We start from the raw sequence: 16,925 nt of genomic DNA on the forward strand, positions 1-16,925 counted from the left end.
TCTCCCCTCGCACGGCGAAGGGCGAATCGATGTCCACGGAAGGGACATGAACCGTGAGATGGACAGGACTCCTGAACGGACGGAAACGCAGGTCACGGAAGTCGGTCACAGCCGCCGTCTGCGCGGGCGCACTCGTCATGGGCGGCGGGCTGGCCTTCGCACTCGACGAGTTCCAGCACGCCGGCCCGCAGGGCGACGGCACCGCGTACACGCCCGCGGGCTGGCGGGTCACCCCGGCCGGCGCGCAGAAGGCCGCCGGCTTCTTCCCGGCGAACGCGGTCCTCTCGCCCGACGGCCAGTCGCTGGTCGTGCCGAACATCGTGCGGAACGCGCACGGCAAGCAGACCGTCCAGGTGCTCGACGCCGGCGACGGCAAGCTCGTGCAGGAGCTGGAGCTCGACACCTCGAACTCCTCGGTGCCGCAGGGTGTGGCACCCGGCCTGGCCTTCAGCCACGACGGCAAGCACGCCTTCCTGGCGACGGCCGGCAAGAACGCGGTCCTCGTCCTGGACTGGGACTCGGCAGCGCGCAAGCTGAGCGTGAACAAGTCCCTGCCGCTGCCGAAGGGCTCGTACCCGCAGACCGTGGCGGTCTCCCCTGACGACAAGACCGTGTACGCCAGCGGCCAGTACTCCCGCGCTCTGATCGCCGTCGACGTCGCCTCCGGCAAGACCGATCAGGCGCCGGTGGACCTCTACCCGTACGGTGTGACGCTCTCCGAGGACGGGCGCACCGCGTACGTCAGCAACCAGGGCGCGAAGACGGTCTCGGTTTTTTCGGTCGACGGTCTGAAGCTCACCGCGCGGCCCGCGGTCACGGTCGGCACCCATCCGGGCGCGATGCTGCTGGACGCGAAGCAGCACCGACTGTTCGTCGCCAACGGCGACAACGACACGGTGTCGGTTCTCGACTCCGACAGCAACCAGGTCACGAACACGATCTCGCTGGCCCCGTTCAAGGGCGCGCACGGCGGAGCGCAGCCCACCAACCTGACGCTCTCCCCCGACCGGGCCACGCTGTACGTCACCAACGGCGGCAACAACGACGTCGCGGTGGTCAACGTCTCCGACCGTGGCGAGTTCGGCCAGGTCAAGGGGCTGATCCCGACCGGCTGGTACCCGACAGGTGTGCAGGTCTCCCCGGACGGCAAACGGCTGCTCGTCACCAGCGCCAAGGGGCTCGGCACCGGCCCGAACAAGGGCTCCGACGCGTCGAATCCGGACAGTCACCCGTACATCGAGAACCAACTGCAGGGCTACCTCTCCGTCGTCCCGGTCCCGGACGCCGGCCAGCTCGCGAAGTACACCCGCCAGGTGCGCGAGAACAACGGTTTCGATGCCAAGAACGACGTGCGCGGCTTCGACGGCAAGACCCCGGGCACCATCGTGCCGCGGCGTGTCGGCGACTCCTCGCCGATCAAGCACGTGATCTACGTCGTCAAGGAGAACCGCACCTACGACCAGGTGCTCGGCGACCTCCCCAAGGGCAACGGAGACCCCTCCCAGGCGATCTTCGGCAAGGACGTCACGCCCAACCACCACAAACTCGCTGACCAGTTCGTCACCCTCGACAACTTCTACGTCAACGGCGAGGTCAGCCAGAACGGCTGGCAGTGGGCCACCCAGGCCAGCTCCAACGGCGAGAACGAGACGGCCACCGCTCAGGGCTACGCGGGCAACGGCTCGGAGTACGACTCCGAGGGCTACCACCCCGACGTCGCGGCCGCCGGCGCCGACCCCGACCACGCCTACCTGTGGGACAAGCTCGCGCAGCAGAAGGTGCCGTTCCGCAACTACGGCCAGTTCGTGGTGCCGCACGACTGGATCACGCAGGACGAAAAGGTCAAGTGCGCGAAGGACGATTTCTGCGCGCACGACCCGCTGCTGGACGCCCAGACCAACCACGCGTACCCGTGGTTCGACATGGGTGTCACCGATCAGCACCGCTACGACGTGTGGAACAAAGACTTCCAGGGCTACGTCGCCCACGACAACCTGCCCAAGATGCAGTTCATCGACCTGCCGCGCGACCACACCGCGGGCGGTGCGACGGCGAAGCAGCTGGTCGCCGACAACGACCTCGCGCTCGGCAAGATCGTCGACACCGTGTCGCACTCGAAGTACTGGAAGAGCACGGCGATCTTCGTCGTCGAGGACGACGCCCAGGCGGGTCCCGACCACGTCGACGCCCACCGCACGATCGCCTCGGTGATCAGCCCGTACACGCAGACCGGCAAGGTCGACTCGCACTTCTACAGCCAGGTGTCGATGCTCCGCACCATGGAGCTGTTCCTGGGTGTCGATCCGATGTCGCAGTACGACGCCGCGGCGCTGCCGATGATCTACTCCTTCACCGACAAGCCCGACTTCACCCCGTACAGCACGGTCACGCCGCCGAGCGTCACGGCGACCGTCTCCGACCCGATCGTGAAGCCGGGTCAGACCCTCACGGTCACGGGCAAGGTCACCAACCCCGGCAGCACCCCGCTGACCGGCGCGAAGGTGCGGCTGACCACGCCGGACGGCTGGAAGGCCACCCCGGACACCCCGTCCGACCTCGGCACGCTCGCGCCCGGCGCTGACTCCACGCTGACCTGGAAGGTCGCGGTGCCCTCGGGCGCGACGTACGGCCAGCAGCGGTTCACCGTGCAGGCGGACTATCCGGTCAACGGGCACATGACAGCCTCGCAAAAGGCCACTGTCGCGACCGTTGTACCGGACCCGCACACCGCGCAGGTGCCGCAGGCATTCGTGGCGAACTACTCCAGCAACAGCGTCTCCGCCGTCGATGTGTCCACCGGGAAGCTCCTCGCCGACATCCAGGTGGGATCGGCCCCCGGCACGATCGCCGTCAGCCCTGACCACACCAGGGCGTTCGTCGCCAACCAGGGCTCGAACACCGTAAGCGTGATCGACGTGGCCGCCGACGCGGTGGTGTCCACCATCCCGGTGGGCAAGACCCCGGCCGGACTCGCCGTCAGCCCTGACAACAAGACCCTGTGGGTCAGCGCCTACGGCGACAACGCCGTGCAGCCCGTCGACATCGCGACCGGAAAGCCCGGTGCGGAGATCGGTGTGGGCAGCGGCCCGGAGAACCTGGCGCTCACCCCGGACGGTTCCACCCTCTATGTCGCGAACAAGTGGAGCGACACCGTGACACCGGTCAGGACGGACTCCCGTACCGCCGGCGCGGCGATCAAGACCGGCAGCCAGCCGTTCGGCATCGCCGTCACCCCTGACGGCAGGACCGCGTACGTGACCGACATGGGATCCGGCGACGTCACGCCGATCGACCTGGCCTCCGGCGCCCCGCGCGACCGGATCAAGACCGGTGCGACGCCGTTCAACATCAGCGTCTCGGCCGACGGCAAGACCGCGTACGTGGCCAACACCGGCAGCGACAAGGTCACCCCGATCGACACCGCGACCGGGACGGCCGAGCCCGCGCTGACCGCCGGCTCCGCCGCGAGCGGTGTCGCGGTCTCGCCCGACGGCACCACGGTGTTCGCCACCGCGGCCGGCCAGGGCACGCTCGTGCCCCTGTCGACCTCGACGGGCAAGGCCGGTACGCCGATCCAGGTCGGCAGCTACCCGATCTGGGTGTCGTACGCCCCCGCCGTCGGCTCCCAGCCGGCCCTGCGGAAGCAGGCGCTCAGCCAGACCAGCCCGGCCGCCGACCCGTCGGTCTTCCCCTCCCTGGCCATGACTCCGCAGGAGATGGCCGGATCCCCCGACCAGGCCGGCTCCGCGGCCCTCAACGAGGAGATCTGGAAGGCGATCCGCGGGCAGCACAGCAAGATGCCCGCACCGCAGCATCACATCTACGGGAACGTGCCCGGGGCCGGAGACTGACCCCTCGGCACTGACCTCGCAGTACTGGCCGCAAGGATGAGGCGCCGCGCTCCAGGAGAGTGCGGCGCCTCGTCTGTGGCCGGCATGAAACAAGGAGCGCAAGGGATCCCGGAGCGGTCATGCGCGAACGCCGCACCAATCCGGCCGACAGCGTCCAAGAGCTCCTGCGCACTCTCGGCTGCCTCGTCTCCCTGGCACTGGAGCGGATCAAACTCCATCAGACCCGGGTGGGTCTGGCCATGGCCCCGGTACGGCCACTGAGGCGATCCACACAGGGTTGTCGCCGTCGGGCTGCCGGCCTCGCGAGCGGACTCAACACCCCGTTGATGAAGGCCTCTTGCGTCTCCTCGGCCTCCTTCGACTGCTTCCGCGGTATGGCCACGGCGAATAGGGCGCTGGCGGGGCGCAGGGAAGTCGACCACGAATCGTCCGCCGCACCTCGTCTGAGTGCCTGAGGCCAAGGGTCACGAGTGCAGAACTCGCCACGGGGCGCCGGGCTCGATGAGCCACTGCCCGCTCTCAACCCGTCGGCGGTCGCGGCGCCGGCGATGAACAGGGCCGGCGCCACGTGCGGACCACGTGGCGCTCGGCCGACGCAGTCCTCGAAGGTGTCAGGAAGCCGGAGCGGCTTGGGCGCTCAGGGTCCGCCTGATCACCTGTAGCCCCTGGTCGACCATCGCGGCGATGGGCTTCGCCAGGTCGCGCGGGTGTCGGCAACGAAGCCCGGGGCGAGCCTGCGGTGGACCTCGCCCCACGCGCGAAGCGCCGCCCAGACCTCCTCGGGAGCGGCATGGATCGGGACATCTCGGTGGACGGTCACCATGGAAGGCTCTCCGTTTCTCTCGGACGGTCAGGCGGTGGCGGGAATGAGGCAGAAGGGGTGGCCCTGGGGGTCGATGAGGACGACCCACTGGCCTTCGCCCAGCTGGAAGGCGGGCCGGGAGGCCCCGAGAGCGAGCAGTTCCTCGACCGCGCCGTCCAAATCCGTGACAGTGAAGTCGAGATGCAGGTGCTTGCTCCCCTCCGGCCACTGCGGCGCCTCGTAGCCCTCGACGCGGATGAAAGCCAGGCCCGGCACCGTGCTGCCCGCGTCGAGAGAGGCAAAGTCTTCGTCTCTGTTCGTGAGTTCCCAACCGGTGGCCTTCTGGTAGAAATCGGCGAGTGCAAGCGGGTTGGCGCAGTCGACGACCACAGTGGTGAGCTGTTCGAGACTCCAGGACGACCCGACCCGCCTGTGGAGAGTCGCAGAAATTGCAGCCCGCTTCGGCGACATCCGGCTGGACACCATGTACAGGTAACTCTCCAGATGGGCCGACGGCGGACTCATCCACAAGATCGGCCCCGGGCTCTTCGCAGCCACGACCTGGACACCAACAGCCTTGCAACCAGAGGAAGTTCGTTAACCACCCGGCCTTGGGTCAAGGCCCGCCGCCCTACCGAAAGCGTCTCCCCAACCTGCAACAGACCCAACAACTGATTGCGGGCATGGGCATGGCGGGCGCGCTGGGCTGTAGCAACTCGTAGACGGCCACCAATACTTTAGTTGATCTCAGACTGTCAGGTGGGGAGACTCTGGTCCGTGATCAAAACCGCGCGCGACCTTGACAGCGTTCTGGATGGAGAGCGGCAAATTTCGATACAGCATCGGCGGCGGGGCGGGGCGGAATTCAGGTCGGCCTGGCAGCCATTTGGACTAAACCGTGCGGAGGGCAGGGACTATGAGCCGCAACGCCGGATATTGGGGAAATCACCCCACGCGGCGCCGGGTCGGGAGTTCCCGCAGCCAAAGAGATTTGAGAGAAGGCGCGGTTATGGACACGACCGTTGAATTGATGCTTGAGCGGGTCCAGGACCGAGGCGGATACGCAGCTCGGCAGCAGGCGGCCGGTGTGGTGCAGAGCGTGCTCGAGGTACTGGGGGCGCATCTGGTGGGCGATGACCGTACCGACCTGGCTCAACTCCTGCCCCTGCCGTGCAGCCCGCTGCTCATCGACGTCGTACCTGCCAGCGAACCTCTCACGCCGTCCGGATTCGTCGAAGCGGTCGCCGCACGCGACGACCTCGAGGTCGGGCAAGCTCGCCGCGCCGTCACCGCAGTGCTGACCACCGTCGCGGATGTGGCCGACGACGCACTGCTGCGCCGTATCCTCACCCAGCTCCCGCCGGGACATGCAGGCCTGTTCGGCCGAACCGACCCGGTGTGAAACACCGATGGCGCCATACACGCCGCGCCTCGGGCGCAGTGGCACCGGCAGGCGGACGCGATCCAGGAATTAAGGCGTCAGCTCAATTGACTCGGTAGGCAATTGGTAAAGGAAAGGTATAGATTCTCCCGGTTCCGCACCGCGAGGGAACCTCAACTCTTTCAATTCGGCGCAATCTGATGAAGCACACCGACTCGGAAAGCGATCCAGACGACGAAGGAGCCTGAACATGGCCGATATCGACGTACTCGTGGTGGGCGCGGGCCCAGTGGGCCTGACGGCGGCGGCCGAACTGCGGCGGCACGGCGTGGACTGCCGCATCGTCGATCGGCTGGCCGCCCCGGAGCCCCATGCCAAAGCCATCGGCATCGTGCCCCGCACACTGGAGGTGTGGGACACCATGGGCCTGGTCGGCAAAGCTCTGGACGAAGCGGTGCCACACCTGGGGCAGCTGGTCTACATCGACGGCAAGCCTCGCCCCCGGGTCGAGCTCACATTGCCGCCCGAGATCCCCTACCCCTTCGCCACACTGCCCCAGTACGAGACCGAGCGGCTGCTCACCGAGCACCTTGCCGGATTCGGCACAGAAGTGGAGCGGTCGACCGAGCTCCGCTCGCTGGAGACGCGCCCGCACGAGGTCGAAGCCACTCTCGCGCACAGCGACGGCCGGATCGAACGTCTGCACGCGCGCTACGTCGTAGGCTGCGACGGCGCGCACAGCCTGGTCCGCAAGGCAGCCGGGCTGACCTTCGAGGGCGACGCCCTCCCCGAGCAGTACATGATCGGCGACGTCGAGGTCGACTGGGAACTGCCCGCCGGCTACAGCATTCGCTCCGTGAAGCTGGACGCGAACGGTGAGGTGGACGACATGCTCGTCTGCATTCCGATGCCGGGCGTTCGGCGGTACTGGCTGTCGATGCTGCGCTCAGACGACCAGGTCGAGGGCGAAGGCGGCTCGAGCGCTCAGGGCGGTGACGTCCTGGGCCTGAGTGATGGTCAGGGACTGGACCTCGACCAGATCCAGGCCGTGCTCGACCGGCTGTCTCCGGAGGTGACGACCGCCTCCACGCTGCGCTGGTCGTCCGCCTTCCGGACCAGCCACCGCCTGGTCGACCAATACCGCAACGGCCGCGTCTTCGTCGCCGGGGACGCCGCGCACATCCAGCCGCCGATCGGCGGGCAGGGTCTGAACACCGGCGTACAGGACGCCCACAACCTCGCCTGGAAACTGGCCCTGGCCGTCCGCGGTCTGGCCACGGACGACGTGCTCCACAGCTATCACGCCGAACGTCACCCGGTCGCGCAGGAAGTGGTCGGCCGCACCGTCCACCATGCCCGTTCCGTCCGCAAGGCCGGTGCCGGCCCCATCAACAACGGCGCCGACACCGAGACGACGCTGCGGCGCCAGGCCCAGCTGATGGTCACCTACCCGGACAGTCCGTTGACCCAAGCGCAGACGGCGGACCACACACCCGAGGCCGGTCCCGCACCCGGCGAGCGGGCACCGGACTGCCGCGGCCTGCTGAGCGACCTCGCCACCTACCCGCGACGGCTGTTCGACCTGCTGCGGACCCCGCGGCACGTCCTGCTGCTGTTCGCGGGCTCGGAGCACGCATCGGGCGACGGCGCCGCCCGGCTCGAAGCCTGCGCCGCCGAGGCACAACGTGCCGCCCACGGCCTGCTCGACGCCTATCTGATCACCGCCGCGGAGGTACCGGCGGACGCCCGCCCAGTCGGCCTGCGCCCGCCACGGGTGCGCGACGCGGCGGGAGAGTTCCGCGACGCCTATGCGCCCCGTGACGGCGAGGCCATCCTGATCCGCCCGGACGGCTACCTCTCCGGACGCTTCCACCCGGCCGTACCGGAACACCTGACGGAGCATCTGCGCCGAACCTTCGTCTGACTCACCCTGCCGCGGGTAGCGCGCCGCCGGTGACGGTCTTACGGGCGCGCCCCCGAAGAGTGAGGGACACCCGCCGACAGGCAGTCAGCCTGTCGGCGGGTGTTGTCACGTGAGAAGGTCGGCGAGGTGGCTGGTGCAGGGCCATCGACGCGGCGTTCCTGCGGCGCAGGCCAGTAATCGCCTGCCCACCCAGGTGCCTGTCGGCCGGTGCCATCGTTCATGACAGGCCTCGCCGGTCAGCTTCCGGCCCTTTGCCGTCCGGCGTGAGGAACAGTTCGTCCTCGTGACACCACGCCCATGTCTCGCCCCTCTCGATCGACCGAGCCGGCGCATGCCCGGATTCCCTGACATGCGCTGCGGCGTGCCTCCTGCGGGAACTGTCGCAGCACCCCACGCGTCCGCAGGTCAGACAGGCACGCAGATGCACCCAAGTGCTGCAACATTCCGAGTGAATGTGTAGGTCTGGCTGACCCGCGGGAACACCCGCTACGGCCACCTCAGCTCCGACGCTTACGAAGACCGACACCGCACCGCTGAACTCGTACTCGCCGAGCGATCATCCCCGCGCGATCCGGCGCGTTTGTGGGACGGGGCAGCGTCGACCGCCCCTGTTCGTGCTTGTTGGTGTCAGCTACCGACCTGAGGAACAGGGGCGCTCGCCGAGTTCGGACCACCGGCACGCCGGATCATCTCCACGACATGAACCGCCTGCTCCGGGTAGACCCATAGCCGTACCGGCACCGCGGACGATGCGCACTCGATCACCAGCGCTCTGGTCGGAACCCACAACATTTCGCGGACGGTCGCTCGGCGGGCGCGGATATAGCGCAGATCTTGCGGGTGTTCACGCAGGTGTGTCCTCGACCGGCGAGGCGTCCATCGGAACCTGCCTCCTGCGCGTACCCGGCCGAGGCTGTACCGGCGCCCCGCGTCCGGCAGGTTGGCCCCGACCTCGAAGAAGACCACTTCGCCTGCTTCGGTCTGAGTGACCGTTCGCCGCGCCAGGAGGATCCTCCCGATCACCCCACCGAGGAAGGCACCACAGAGGCCCGTAATCATGCGCGAAGCAAAACAGGCGGCCAACTCACCGCCAAGAGGTTCGGCGCACCTGGGGCCCGACGTATCCCACCACTCGCCCCACCTCCCATATGGTCCGCCGTCGACCCACACGCCATGGAGCGGACGCAGTTCAAGGCGTCCTGGCGGAGTGCACGCCCTCGCCGAAGAGAACCTTGGCTCTGTACGCGAGAAGGGCTTCTGGCTCAGTTTTCGTGGTGTGACTACTTCCTGCGACTGCTGGTGCGCCTGCATACAGGCTCCAGCACACCGTCGGCCCCTGAAAACCCCGAAGGCAGGTGGGCGGTGGTGACGGCCTGCGGGCAGTCCTCCACCCCGAGCTGTATCCCTCACGCCACGGCGGGACGTCAGCGGTCGGTGAGCGCCGTCACGACGAGGTCGGTGAGCAAGGCGCCGGCCGTGCCCTCGGGGTCGAGGTCAGGGTCGTAGATGGTGACGTTGAGACCGATGCAGCGCGGCGAGCGGACGAGCGGCCGGAGCAGTGCGGTGAGCTCGTCCGGCAGCAGTCCGTCCGGGTCGGGGCTGTCGACGGCCGGCATCACGGTGGGGTCGAGCACGTCGGCGTCCAGGTGCACCCAGAAACCGTCCAGGGCCGGGGTCTCCAGGCTGACGGCGGTCGCGGAGCCGAGCTCGCCCGGACCCCGTTCGCGCAGTTCGGAGACGGTCACGACAGGGATCTTCAGCTGCCGCAGCTGCGTGATCTCGGGGTCGTCCGCGTACGCGTCCCGGGTACCGAGAGCACGTACGTCTTCGTCCCGGAGGTAGGGGCGCAGCCCCTCCAGGTCGGTCAGGTCGCTCTGGCCGCGACCGGTCGCCAGGGCCAGCTCCTCGCCGCCGGCCGCGCCGATCCGGTCCGAGTTCTCCAGGTTGCGGAAGTCGGGGGAGGCGTCGACGGAGGCGAGGCCGTAGCGGCCGAGCCGGCGCAGGGCGAGCGCGGCGCCCAGTTGGATGGAGCAGTCTCCTCCGAGGACGAGTGTGAAGTCCCCGGCCGACACGTGGCGTTCGATCCGGTCGGCGAGTCGCACGGTATACGTGGCGAGGGCGGCCGCGTTGAAGACTCCGTCGCCCTCCTGCCAGTCGCCGCGGTCGTATCTGGGAGGCACGACCACCCCGCCCTCGAGCGCGCCGAGCCGTCTCATGATGCCGTTCTCGCGCAGCGCTCCGGCCAGTTTGTAGCAGCCAGGCACGGTGCCGGAGGCGGGCGGACGCAGACCGAGGTTGGAGGGGGCGTCGACGATCACGGAGTTCCGCATGCGGGCCATCCTCACCAATCCGCTGCGCGGACGCAACGGACCAGGATCCGACAGCGGGTCAACACCCGCGGCGCCGGCCGACGTACCTCTCGCGCGCCTCCTCCTCGACACGGCACAGTGGGACGGACGCCTCCTCATCGTCCACAGTCGCTGAACGTGGCCAGACCACAGAACCTGAGCCAGAACCCGAGTTGGCTCAGGATCAACTGCAGTGAGGAGCGCCCGGTGAGTGACGAAGGACGGCGGTCAGTCCTGGCGACCCTCGGGAAACCTGAACTCCATCACGAGGTTCTCGGCTTCGCTCGGTACCTGCCGGAAGCCGGCCTTCTCCCAGGCGCGCACTGCCCGCGCGTTCCCTCTCACGGGATCGACTGTCACACGCCGCCATCCAAGAGTCCCGCCCAAGTGCGCCAGGAGCGTCCGAGCGGCGTCCGGCCCCAAGCCCCGGCCTCGCGCCTCCGGTCCCAACACCATGTCGATGCCACCTTCGGCCACGCCGGCATGCCAGTACTGCGCGTAGCCCACCGGTGTGCTCTGTTCCAGTACAAGGAAGGACTCCACACGCGGTCGGCGCCGCCCGGCGTACTTCTCGGCCACTTCGTCACGCGATATCGGTACGCCGCCCCAGTGCTCGACGAATTCTGAGGAAGCGAACCATTGGGCCAACAGGTCCACATCATCCTCGGTCGTCGAGACAAGACGGGTCAGCACTCCGTCGAGAACCACCCCATCGGCCATCAGTCACTCTCCAAGTCGCCTTGCAAGCGCGCTTGGCGGAAGTTACGACATCACGGAAATTGAGCCAGAACCGGAACTCGTTCACAGAGCCATCCCCGCCTTGCCAGGCCGACGCACGGCCTCCCTCAGCGACCCACAGGGCATCGGATTCAAGAAGCCGGCGGACGCCGACGAGAACGTTCTCGTCGGCTACCTGGACCGGCACACGGGCAACGACACGCTCTTCGAGGAGGCCCCGCTCTCCTTCGCCGCCCGCTCCTACCGGAACACCTTCGACGACGTACTGGCCCGCCACTCCGCCCCACAGCAGACACCGGTCGATCTCACGCTGCACCTGCGCAAGCGCCTGGGCGGCGGACCAGACCTTCGTGGGAGCTGGGCCGAGATCATGCCGGCCCGGCCCGAGCGCCCTTCGGAGTTGCTCCAGCTGCTGCCTGCGTGGTCAGCGCCGAAGGCCTGCGGCCCGCACTACGACACCACTCATCCCGCAGTCGCCGCCTACGTCGCCGAGGCCCTCGGAGACAGTGACGCGGCGTGGCAGCGGTTCGCGGCGAGTCCCATGCCGCACGCCAGCCCGGGCGCCTGGCATCGGCTCGACGACCTCCTCGACGCGGCAGCCAAAGGGACCGTATGGCTGACACCTCCGCCGGGGCGATGACGGCAGTCATGTCGATCGGACTCAGTCGCGTGGACGTGATACCCGAATGCCTCGCCACGTACATGGATAACGTCAACGGCGCGGCCCGGACGAGTGGCTCCTCAGGAGCCATCCGGGAGCCGACCCGCATCCAGACCCGTTTGGTCCGGCCGTACTTCCGGCCTACAGTCGGGCACCGTCGTCAGGCAAGGAACGACAGCCGAACCTCCCGACGCGCATTGTCCTTGTTGGTATCCGCGAAACTCCGTTAAGACAACCGTCACCCTAGCCCCTGAACTGGGCTCTCCTGGCTGCCACTTCGTTCGAGACGAAGGGGTCGTGGGTTCAAATCCCGCCAGCCCTACAGCTGAAATACCAGGCCAGGGCCGGTTTCCCTTCACGGGAAACCGGCCCTGACTCGCTCCACAGGGTCCTCGGGGAGTGAATGGGGAGTGGATCAAGAAAATCGACCCCCCGAACGTCACCCTTGACGCTCTCTCGGCAGCGCGTCGAGGACCGCCTCCCGCCACAGCCGGGCGACCGATCGAGGGCGAGCGGCCTCCCCCGGTCCCGCGAAGGGAGGATCTTGCAACCCGCCCCGTCGCCGCGGCCTGGACCCGCATGTGCCGCCCCCTCTCCCCCGCCCGGCGATCACGGTGCGAGGACGGGAAGTGCCGTCCGTCGAGCAGGGTTGCCGTCTGCCATGACGCGCTCAGGCGCCGCCGCCATTGGACTGTGGGATCCCCGGCGCGAGGGAACGGAACTTGTATATGTAGCCGCCGTTGTCGCCGCCGACGGTGATGTACCCGTCGGTCGTGCCCGGCTTGATCACCAGGTTGCTGACGAGCGGCTCCGGCTTGGGCTCCTGGGGGATGGCGATGGTGGCGATCTGGTCTCCGTCCTGGTTCCACACGAGGATCTTCCCGGCGCCGATCACCACCTGGTAGACGTTGCCCGCCGCGTCGACGGTGTTCGAATCGAAGCCGCGGAGACCGGTATTGGCGGACATCCCCACGTTGCCCGCGACGACGCTCTTGCCGTCGGGCGCCAGCATGAACTGGTCCTCCCTGCCGAGGCTGTACTCGCTGACCCACAGACCGGAGAAGTCCGGGGTGAACGAGATGCCGTTGGGAGCGGACAGGCCGCCCTGCACGACGGTCGGGTCGGTGCCGTCGGCGCTCAGACGCACCACCCGGCCGGTCGGGTCCCACGGGGAGCCCTGGTAGTCGGCGATGTACATGTCCCCCGCCTTGTCGAAGGCGATGTCGTCGGGCACCATCTTCCGGCCGTCCACCGGGCCCGAGAAGACGGTCGTGAAGCCCGTGCCGTCGGGGTTGAGCCGGTCGATCTTCCCGTTGTCGAAGTCGGTGACGTACATCTTCGCGTCGGCGGGGCTGAACTGCAGGGACGAGAATCGGCTCGTGGCGTCGGTGTAGACAGGTTTGACGGCCCTGGTGCGCAGGTCGTATTCGAGGATCTTGGGCTTCCCCGCCGGAGCGGTGAAGTCCACGAAGTACAGGTGGCCGTTGGGCCCGAAGGCGGGCCCCTCCAGCACGGTCGCGTGCCCGAACACGGACGGCGGGTCCAAAGGCGCCACCTTGGCGACCTCGGTCGCCCGGATCACGGGCACCGGCGGGGTTCCCCGCCCCGCGTCCGAGGCCGGGGCGGCGCCGCGGTCCTCGGTCGCCGGCGCAGCGGCCGTGACCGTCGAGCCACCGATGAGCAGGGTCACCGCGAAGGCGGCCGCGAGCGCGAGTGGTCTTCTTGTCTTGATCATGGTTCCTCCCGATCCGCAGCCATGCTCCGAGCGACGGCGCCCGATCCGGTATCGGGCGCCGTCGCGGCCGGAACGCCGGCGGGCCTGTGGCTTCGCCCGCGCTGGACGCGCCTCGCGCATGGCGGCGGGTTGTTGTTCTCCGGCATGGTCGGCCCTCTTCGGGGGCCTGTTGGTCGCAGCGGCCGGTCCCGGCACCCGGGGGAGCGGGTGGAACCGTGCTGCCGTCGTGGGTGCATGGGGCGCGGCCGCACGGGCCGCGCTGGACGCCACCGCGGTGCGGGCGGAACGGAGGCCTCGCGGAGTCGGCCTGCTGCACGGGGCGCGCCGAACCGGCCACGTGCGACGGCCTCGGGTCACTCGCGGCGGGGCTGATCGTGCGGGACACGTGCGGCTCGTTCCCGCAACAGCGTTTTCTGGATCTTCCCGGTCGATGTCCTGGGCAGCTCACCGAAGATCACTCGGTGCGGTGCCTTGAATCTCGCGATCCTGTCCCGCACGAAGGCGACGAGTTCTGCTTCTTCGACCGAGGCGTTGGCCCGGAGGGTGACGTACGCGATCGGCACCTCACCCCATTTCGGGTGCGGTGTGCCGACGACCGCGGCCTCCAGCACTGCCGGGTGCTCGGCGAGTGCGTTCTCCACCTGCACCGAGGTGATGTTCTCCCCGCCGGAGATGATGACGTCCTTGGCTCTGTCGCGCAGCTCGACGTAACCGTCCGGATGCATGACGCCGAGGTCGCCCGAACGGAACCAGCCGTCGGCTGTCGTCGCGGCCGCGGTCGCCTCCTCGTCCCGGTAGTAGCCGAGCATGACGTCATTGCCGCGCAGTACGATCTCGCCGAGCGTCATGCCGTCGGCCGGCACATCGGTGCCGGAGGAATCGACGACCCGCAGTGGTACGGCAACGATGTTCGCGATGCCTTGCCGCGCCATCAGCGGTGCGCGCTGTTCGAGCGGCAGATCCCGCCACTCCGGCTGCCAGTCACACACGACGGCCGGGCCGAAGGTCTCGGTGAGTCCGTAGAGATGGCGGACTTCGATGCCGAGCGTGCTCATCCTGGCGAGCAGTGCCGGCCAGGGCGGGGCGCCTCCCGCGAACACCTGAACCGGATGGGGGACGGGTGCCGCCGCGCCGGGGTCCTCGGCCAGCATCGCCAGAACGGTGGGCGCTGCGCAGAAGTGAGTCACACCGCCCTCGCGGATGGCGCGCCAGATGTCGGGCGGGTTCACCTTGCGCAGGCAGTGGTGCACCCCTCCGGCCGCGGTCACCGCCCACGGGAAGCACCAGCCGTTGGTATGGAACATCGGCAATGTCCACAGGTAGCGTGCGGACGTGTCCAGCTTGGCGTGGTAGGCCATCGCCAACGCCTGGAGGTAGGCGCCGCGGTGGTGGTACATCACGCCCTTCGGGCGCCCGGTCGTACCGCTGGTGTAGTTGATGGACAGCAGGGATCTCTCGTCCGTCACTTCCCTCGCCTGCGGGACGGCGTCCGTCAGCAAGGACTCGTACTCGTCCTGCGGCTGCCCCGAGTCGATCACCTTGGGTCGGATCGCGCTGTGCTTCAGTGCCTCGGTCAGTACGTCACGGCATGTGGCGTCGACGATCACCACGTGCGCTTCGCTGTGGTCGAGGATGTAGGCGATCTCGGCGGGCGCGAGCCTGGTGTTGAGCGCCACGAGCACCGCGCCGGCCAGTGGCACCCCGTAGTGCGCTTCGAGCAGCACATGGGTGTTGGGTGCGAGGACCGCGACCCGGTCCCCCGGCTGCACTCCGTACCCCGCCAGCACTCCGGCCAACGCCTGTACGCGTTGCCACAGTTCGGCGTAGGAGTAACGCAGTTCGCCGTCGACGACCGCAGGCCGGTCCGCGAACACCTTGGCGGCACGCTCGGCGAAGGCCACCGGTGTCAATTCAGAGAAGGCCATCCCGTTCATCGTTCCTGGTCCGTCCTTCATGGGAGATCGCTGTTGCGCTGCCTTCAGTCGGATCCGAGATGGCCGAAAGAGTATCCTCTTTATAGGGGCGACACAATGAGTCAGTCGCATAGCAGGCATCAATACTGGCGATGAAGGTACCGTCGCGTCAGACCTGGACCTGGTCACTAAGTAATCAGTACACTGAACTGATGCTGAGCAACATGGGATTCACAGGGGGCGGTTGCGTGGTGATCTCTGGTGCGGGCAGCCGGATCGGCAGGGTCGTGGCGCTCGGCGCCGCTGAGCTGGGGATCGCTGCAGCAGTGCGGGACCTCGACGACAACTCCGCCGCCGGCGTGGCCGAAACGGTCGAGAACTCGGGCGGGCGGGCGCTTGCGGTCCGGGTGGACGTGTCGGACCGTCGGTCCCAGCCCCACGAGATCGCCGCCCCGGTGCTCTTCCTGTTGTCCCCGCCGGCCAGCGCGATCACCGGCACGTACTGACCGTCGATGCCGGCATGTCCATCACGGTCTGATCCGCAGCAGCGTTCGGACCCGTCTCTCCAGCAACTCGCGAAAAGGACGCCCCATGAACTCCCCGACACGACCGCACCACGACACAGACGACCTTCTCCGCGTCCTCGGGATCCCCACCAAGGGCGCGGTCTATGACCTCTCATCGGGCTGGTGGCGGCACATGCCCACTTTCGACGGCTACCCTCGCTTCGAGGTCGTCACCTACAACTCGCCGCAGGGCCAGCGGGTAAGTCAGCGGTTTCCGTTCGACAACCCTGCCGAGAACGAGGTCGAGTTCGGCTACGTCTCCGAGCTCGTGTCGGGGAGTCTGCACACCGGGACTCACATCGACGCGCTCTGCCATGTCACCTGCGGGGCGAACGATGAATGGCATGGCGGCGTCTCGGCGCACGACGCACTGGGAGATCACGGTGCCGAACGCGACGACGCCTCGCACTTGCCCCCCGTCATCGGAAGGGGAGTGCTGCTGGACGTCCCCGCAGCACTAGGCCTGGAGGTTCTTCCGCCGCACTTCGCGATCGGTGAACAGCACCTTCGGCAGGCTGCGGATGCCGCCGAGCTCTCCATCCAGGACGGGGACGTCGTGCTGGTCCGGACGGGACAGATGAAGTTCTGGCCCGATGTCGACCGGATCCAGAAGTACAGCGGTGGCAGCGGTGTCGCACTGGACGGAGCACAGTGGCTCGTGTCGCAGGGTGCTCGCTACGTGGGCGCGGACACCATGTCCTTCGAGGTGAGGCCGTCTTCGGTGCCCGGAAATCAGCTCCCGGTACACCTGTACCTCCTCCATGAACAGGGCATCCACATCATGGAGTGGGTCAACTGCGAAGGCTTGGCCGCCGACGCGGTCTCCCAGTTCCTCTTCGTGGGCCTGCCACTCACCATCAGTGGCGGCACCGGATCCCCGCTTCGGCCCGTCGCCGTGGCGTGACCGTGCGACCGGGCTCGTTACCACGCAGCCCCGGGTGAAAGACATGAACTGCGGCCAGTCGAGCTCGGGATGACGGCCCGCAGCCGTTGCCACGCAGTGCAG

At 68.1% G+C, this 16,925-nt stretch carries 12 protein-coding genes; 6 read left to right on the forward strand and 6 right to left on the reverse strand.

Annotation, left to right across the window (positions count from 1 at the left end; translation table 11 throughout):
* Positions 1-53 precede the first annotated feature (53 nt).
* Positions 54-3,851 carry a beta-propeller fold lactonase family protein gene (locus tag ABZ893_RS30680; RefSeq protein ID WP_361410259.1) on the forward strand — a complete coding sequence of 1,266 codons (3,798 nt, stop codon included), beginning with the start codon at positions 54-56 and terminating at the stop codon, positions 3,849-3,851.
* A gap of 850 nt (positions 3,852-4,701) precedes the next feature.
* On the opposite strand, the gene ABZ893_RS30685 is transcribed toward ABZ893_RS30680, so the two are convergent.
* Entirely contained in the window at positions 4,702-5,211 is a 510-nt protein-coding gene (locus tag ABZ893_RS30685; protein ID WP_361410262.1) for a VOC family protein, read from the reverse strand.
* Between the two features lie 451 nt (positions 5,212-5,662).
* Between ABZ893_RS30685 and ABZ893_RS30690 the strand changes: the two genes are divergently transcribed.
* Together ABZ893_RS30690 and ABZ893_RS30695 are read left to right on the forward strand one after the other, a co-directional pair.
* Positions 5,663-6,055: a DUF2267 domain-containing protein gene (locus tag ABZ893_RS30690; protein ID WP_361410265.1), complete on the forward strand. Its 393-nt coding sequence runs from the start codon at positions 5,663-5,665 to the stop codon at positions 6,053-6,055.
* A gap of 229 nt (positions 6,056-6,284) precedes the next feature.
* Positions 6,285-7,958: an FAD-dependent monooxygenase gene (locus tag ABZ893_RS30695; protein ID WP_361410268.1), complete on the forward strand. Its 1,674-nt coding sequence runs from the start codon at positions 6,285-6,287 to the stop codon at positions 7,956-7,958.
* Positions 7,959-8,175: 217 nt separating this feature from the next.
* Here the strand turns inward: ABZ893_RS30695 and ABZ893_RS30700 are convergent, their stop codons facing one another.
* The 3 genes from ABZ893_RS30700 to ABZ893_RS30710 all read right to left on the reverse strand — a co-directional run bounded on the left by ABZ893_RS30700 (position 8,176) and on the right by ABZ893_RS30710 (position 11,026).
* Complete coding sequence (locus ABZ893_RS30700; RefSeq protein ID WP_361410583.1) at positions 8,176-8,412, reverse strand: UBP-type zinc finger domain-containing protein; 237 nt, start codon at positions 8,410-8,412, stop codon at positions 8,176-8,178.
* A 970-nt stretch (positions 8,413-9,382) separates the two neighbouring features.
* Positions 9,383-10,288, reverse strand: coding sequence for an arginase family protein (locus ABZ893_RS30705; protein ID WP_361410271.1), 906 nt, complete (start codon positions 10,286-10,288; stop codon positions 9,383-9,385).
* A 246-nt stretch (positions 10,289-10,534) separates the two neighbouring features.
* The gene (locus ABZ893_RS30710; RefSeq protein ID WP_361410274.1) at positions 10,535-11,026 is read right to left on the reverse strand and encodes a GNAT family N-acetyltransferase; all 492 of its coding nucleotides are present in this window, start codon (positions 11,024-11,026) and stop codon (positions 10,535-10,537) included.
* 100 nt (positions 11,027-11,126) lie between these two features.
* Here ABZ893_RS30710 and ABZ893_RS30715 point away from each other — a divergent pair, with 100 nt between their 5' ends.
* Complete coding sequence (locus tag ABZ893_RS30715; RefSeq protein WP_361410277.1) at positions 11,127-11,684, forward strand: hypothetical protein; 558 nt, start codon at positions 11,127-11,129, stop codon at positions 11,682-11,684.
* A gap of 691 nt (positions 11,685-12,375) precedes the next feature.
* Here ABZ893_RS30715 and ABZ893_RS30720 read toward each other — a convergent pair.
* Together ABZ893_RS30720 and ABZ893_RS30725 are read right to left on the reverse strand one after the other, a co-directional pair.
* Positions 12,376-13,440, reverse strand: coding sequence for an SMP-30/gluconolactonase/LRE family protein (locus tag ABZ893_RS30720; RefSeq protein WP_361410280.1), 1,065 nt, complete (start codon positions 13,438-13,440; stop codon positions 12,376-12,378).
* A 353-nt stretch (positions 13,441-13,793) separates the two neighbouring features.
* On the reverse strand, positions 13,794-15,365 hold the full coding sequence (locus ABZ893_RS30725; protein ID WP_361410283.1) for an AMP-binding protein: 1,572 nt from the start codon (positions 15,363-15,365) through the stop codon (positions 13,794-13,796).
* 200 nt (positions 15,366-15,565) lie between these two features.
* On the opposite strand from ABZ893_RS30725, the gene ABZ893_RS30730 reads away from it, so the two are divergent.
* Together ABZ893_RS30730 and ABZ893_RS30735 are read left to right on the forward strand one after the other, a co-directional pair.
* On the forward strand, positions 15,566-15,859 hold the full coding sequence (locus tag ABZ893_RS30730; RefSeq protein ID WP_361410286.1) for an SDR family NAD(P)-dependent oxidoreductase: 294 nt from the start codon (positions 15,566-15,568) through the stop codon (positions 15,857-15,859).
* Positions 15,860-15,944: 85 nt separating this feature from the next.
* On the forward strand, positions 15,945-16,823 hold the full coding sequence (locus ABZ893_RS30735) for a cyclase family protein (RefSeq protein WP_361410289.1): 879 nt from the start codon (positions 15,945-15,947) through the stop codon (positions 16,821-16,823).
* Positions 16,824-16,925: the final 102 nt, after the last annotated feature.

This window comes from Streptomyces sp. NPDC046821 (assembly GCF_040645335.1).
Lineage (GTDB): Bacteria > Actinomycetota > Actinomycetes > Streptomycetales > Streptomycetaceae > Streptomyces.

Excerpts from the sequence above, each read along its gene's own strand:
- ABZ893_RS30690 (WP_361410265.1), top strand. The coding sequence starts at position 5,663 with ATGGACACGACCGTTGAATTGATGCTTGAGCGGGTCCAGGACCGAGGC.
- ABZ893_RS30695 (WP_361410268.1), top strand. The coding sequence starts at position 6,285 with ATGGCCGATATCGACGTACTCGTGGTGGGCGCGGGCCCAGTGGGCCTG.
- ABZ893_RS30705 (WP_361410271.1), bottom strand. The coding sequence starts at position 10,288 with ATGCGGAACTCCGTGATCGTCGACGCCCCCTCCAACCTCGGTCTGCGT.
- ABZ893_RS30710 (WP_361410274.1), bottom strand. The coding sequence starts at position 11,026 with ATGGCCGATGGGGTGGTTCTCGACGGAGTGCTGACCCGTCTTGTCTCG.
- ABZ893_RS30720 (WP_361410280.1), bottom strand. The coding sequence starts at position 13,440 with ATGATCAAGACAAGAAGACCACTCGCGCTCGCGGCCGCCTTCGCGGTG.
- ABZ893_RS30725 (WP_361410283.1), bottom strand. The coding sequence starts at position 15,365 with ATGGCCTTCTCTGAATTGACACCGGTGGCCTTCGCCGAGCGTGCCGCC.
- ABZ893_RS30730 (WP_361410286.1), top strand. The coding sequence starts at position 15,566 with ATGCTGAGCAACATGGGATTCACAGGGGGCGGTTGCGTGGTGATCTCT.
- ABZ893_RS30735 (WP_361410289.1), top strand. The coding sequence starts at position 15,945 with ATGAACTCCCCGACACGACCGCACCACGACACAGACGACCTTCTCCGC.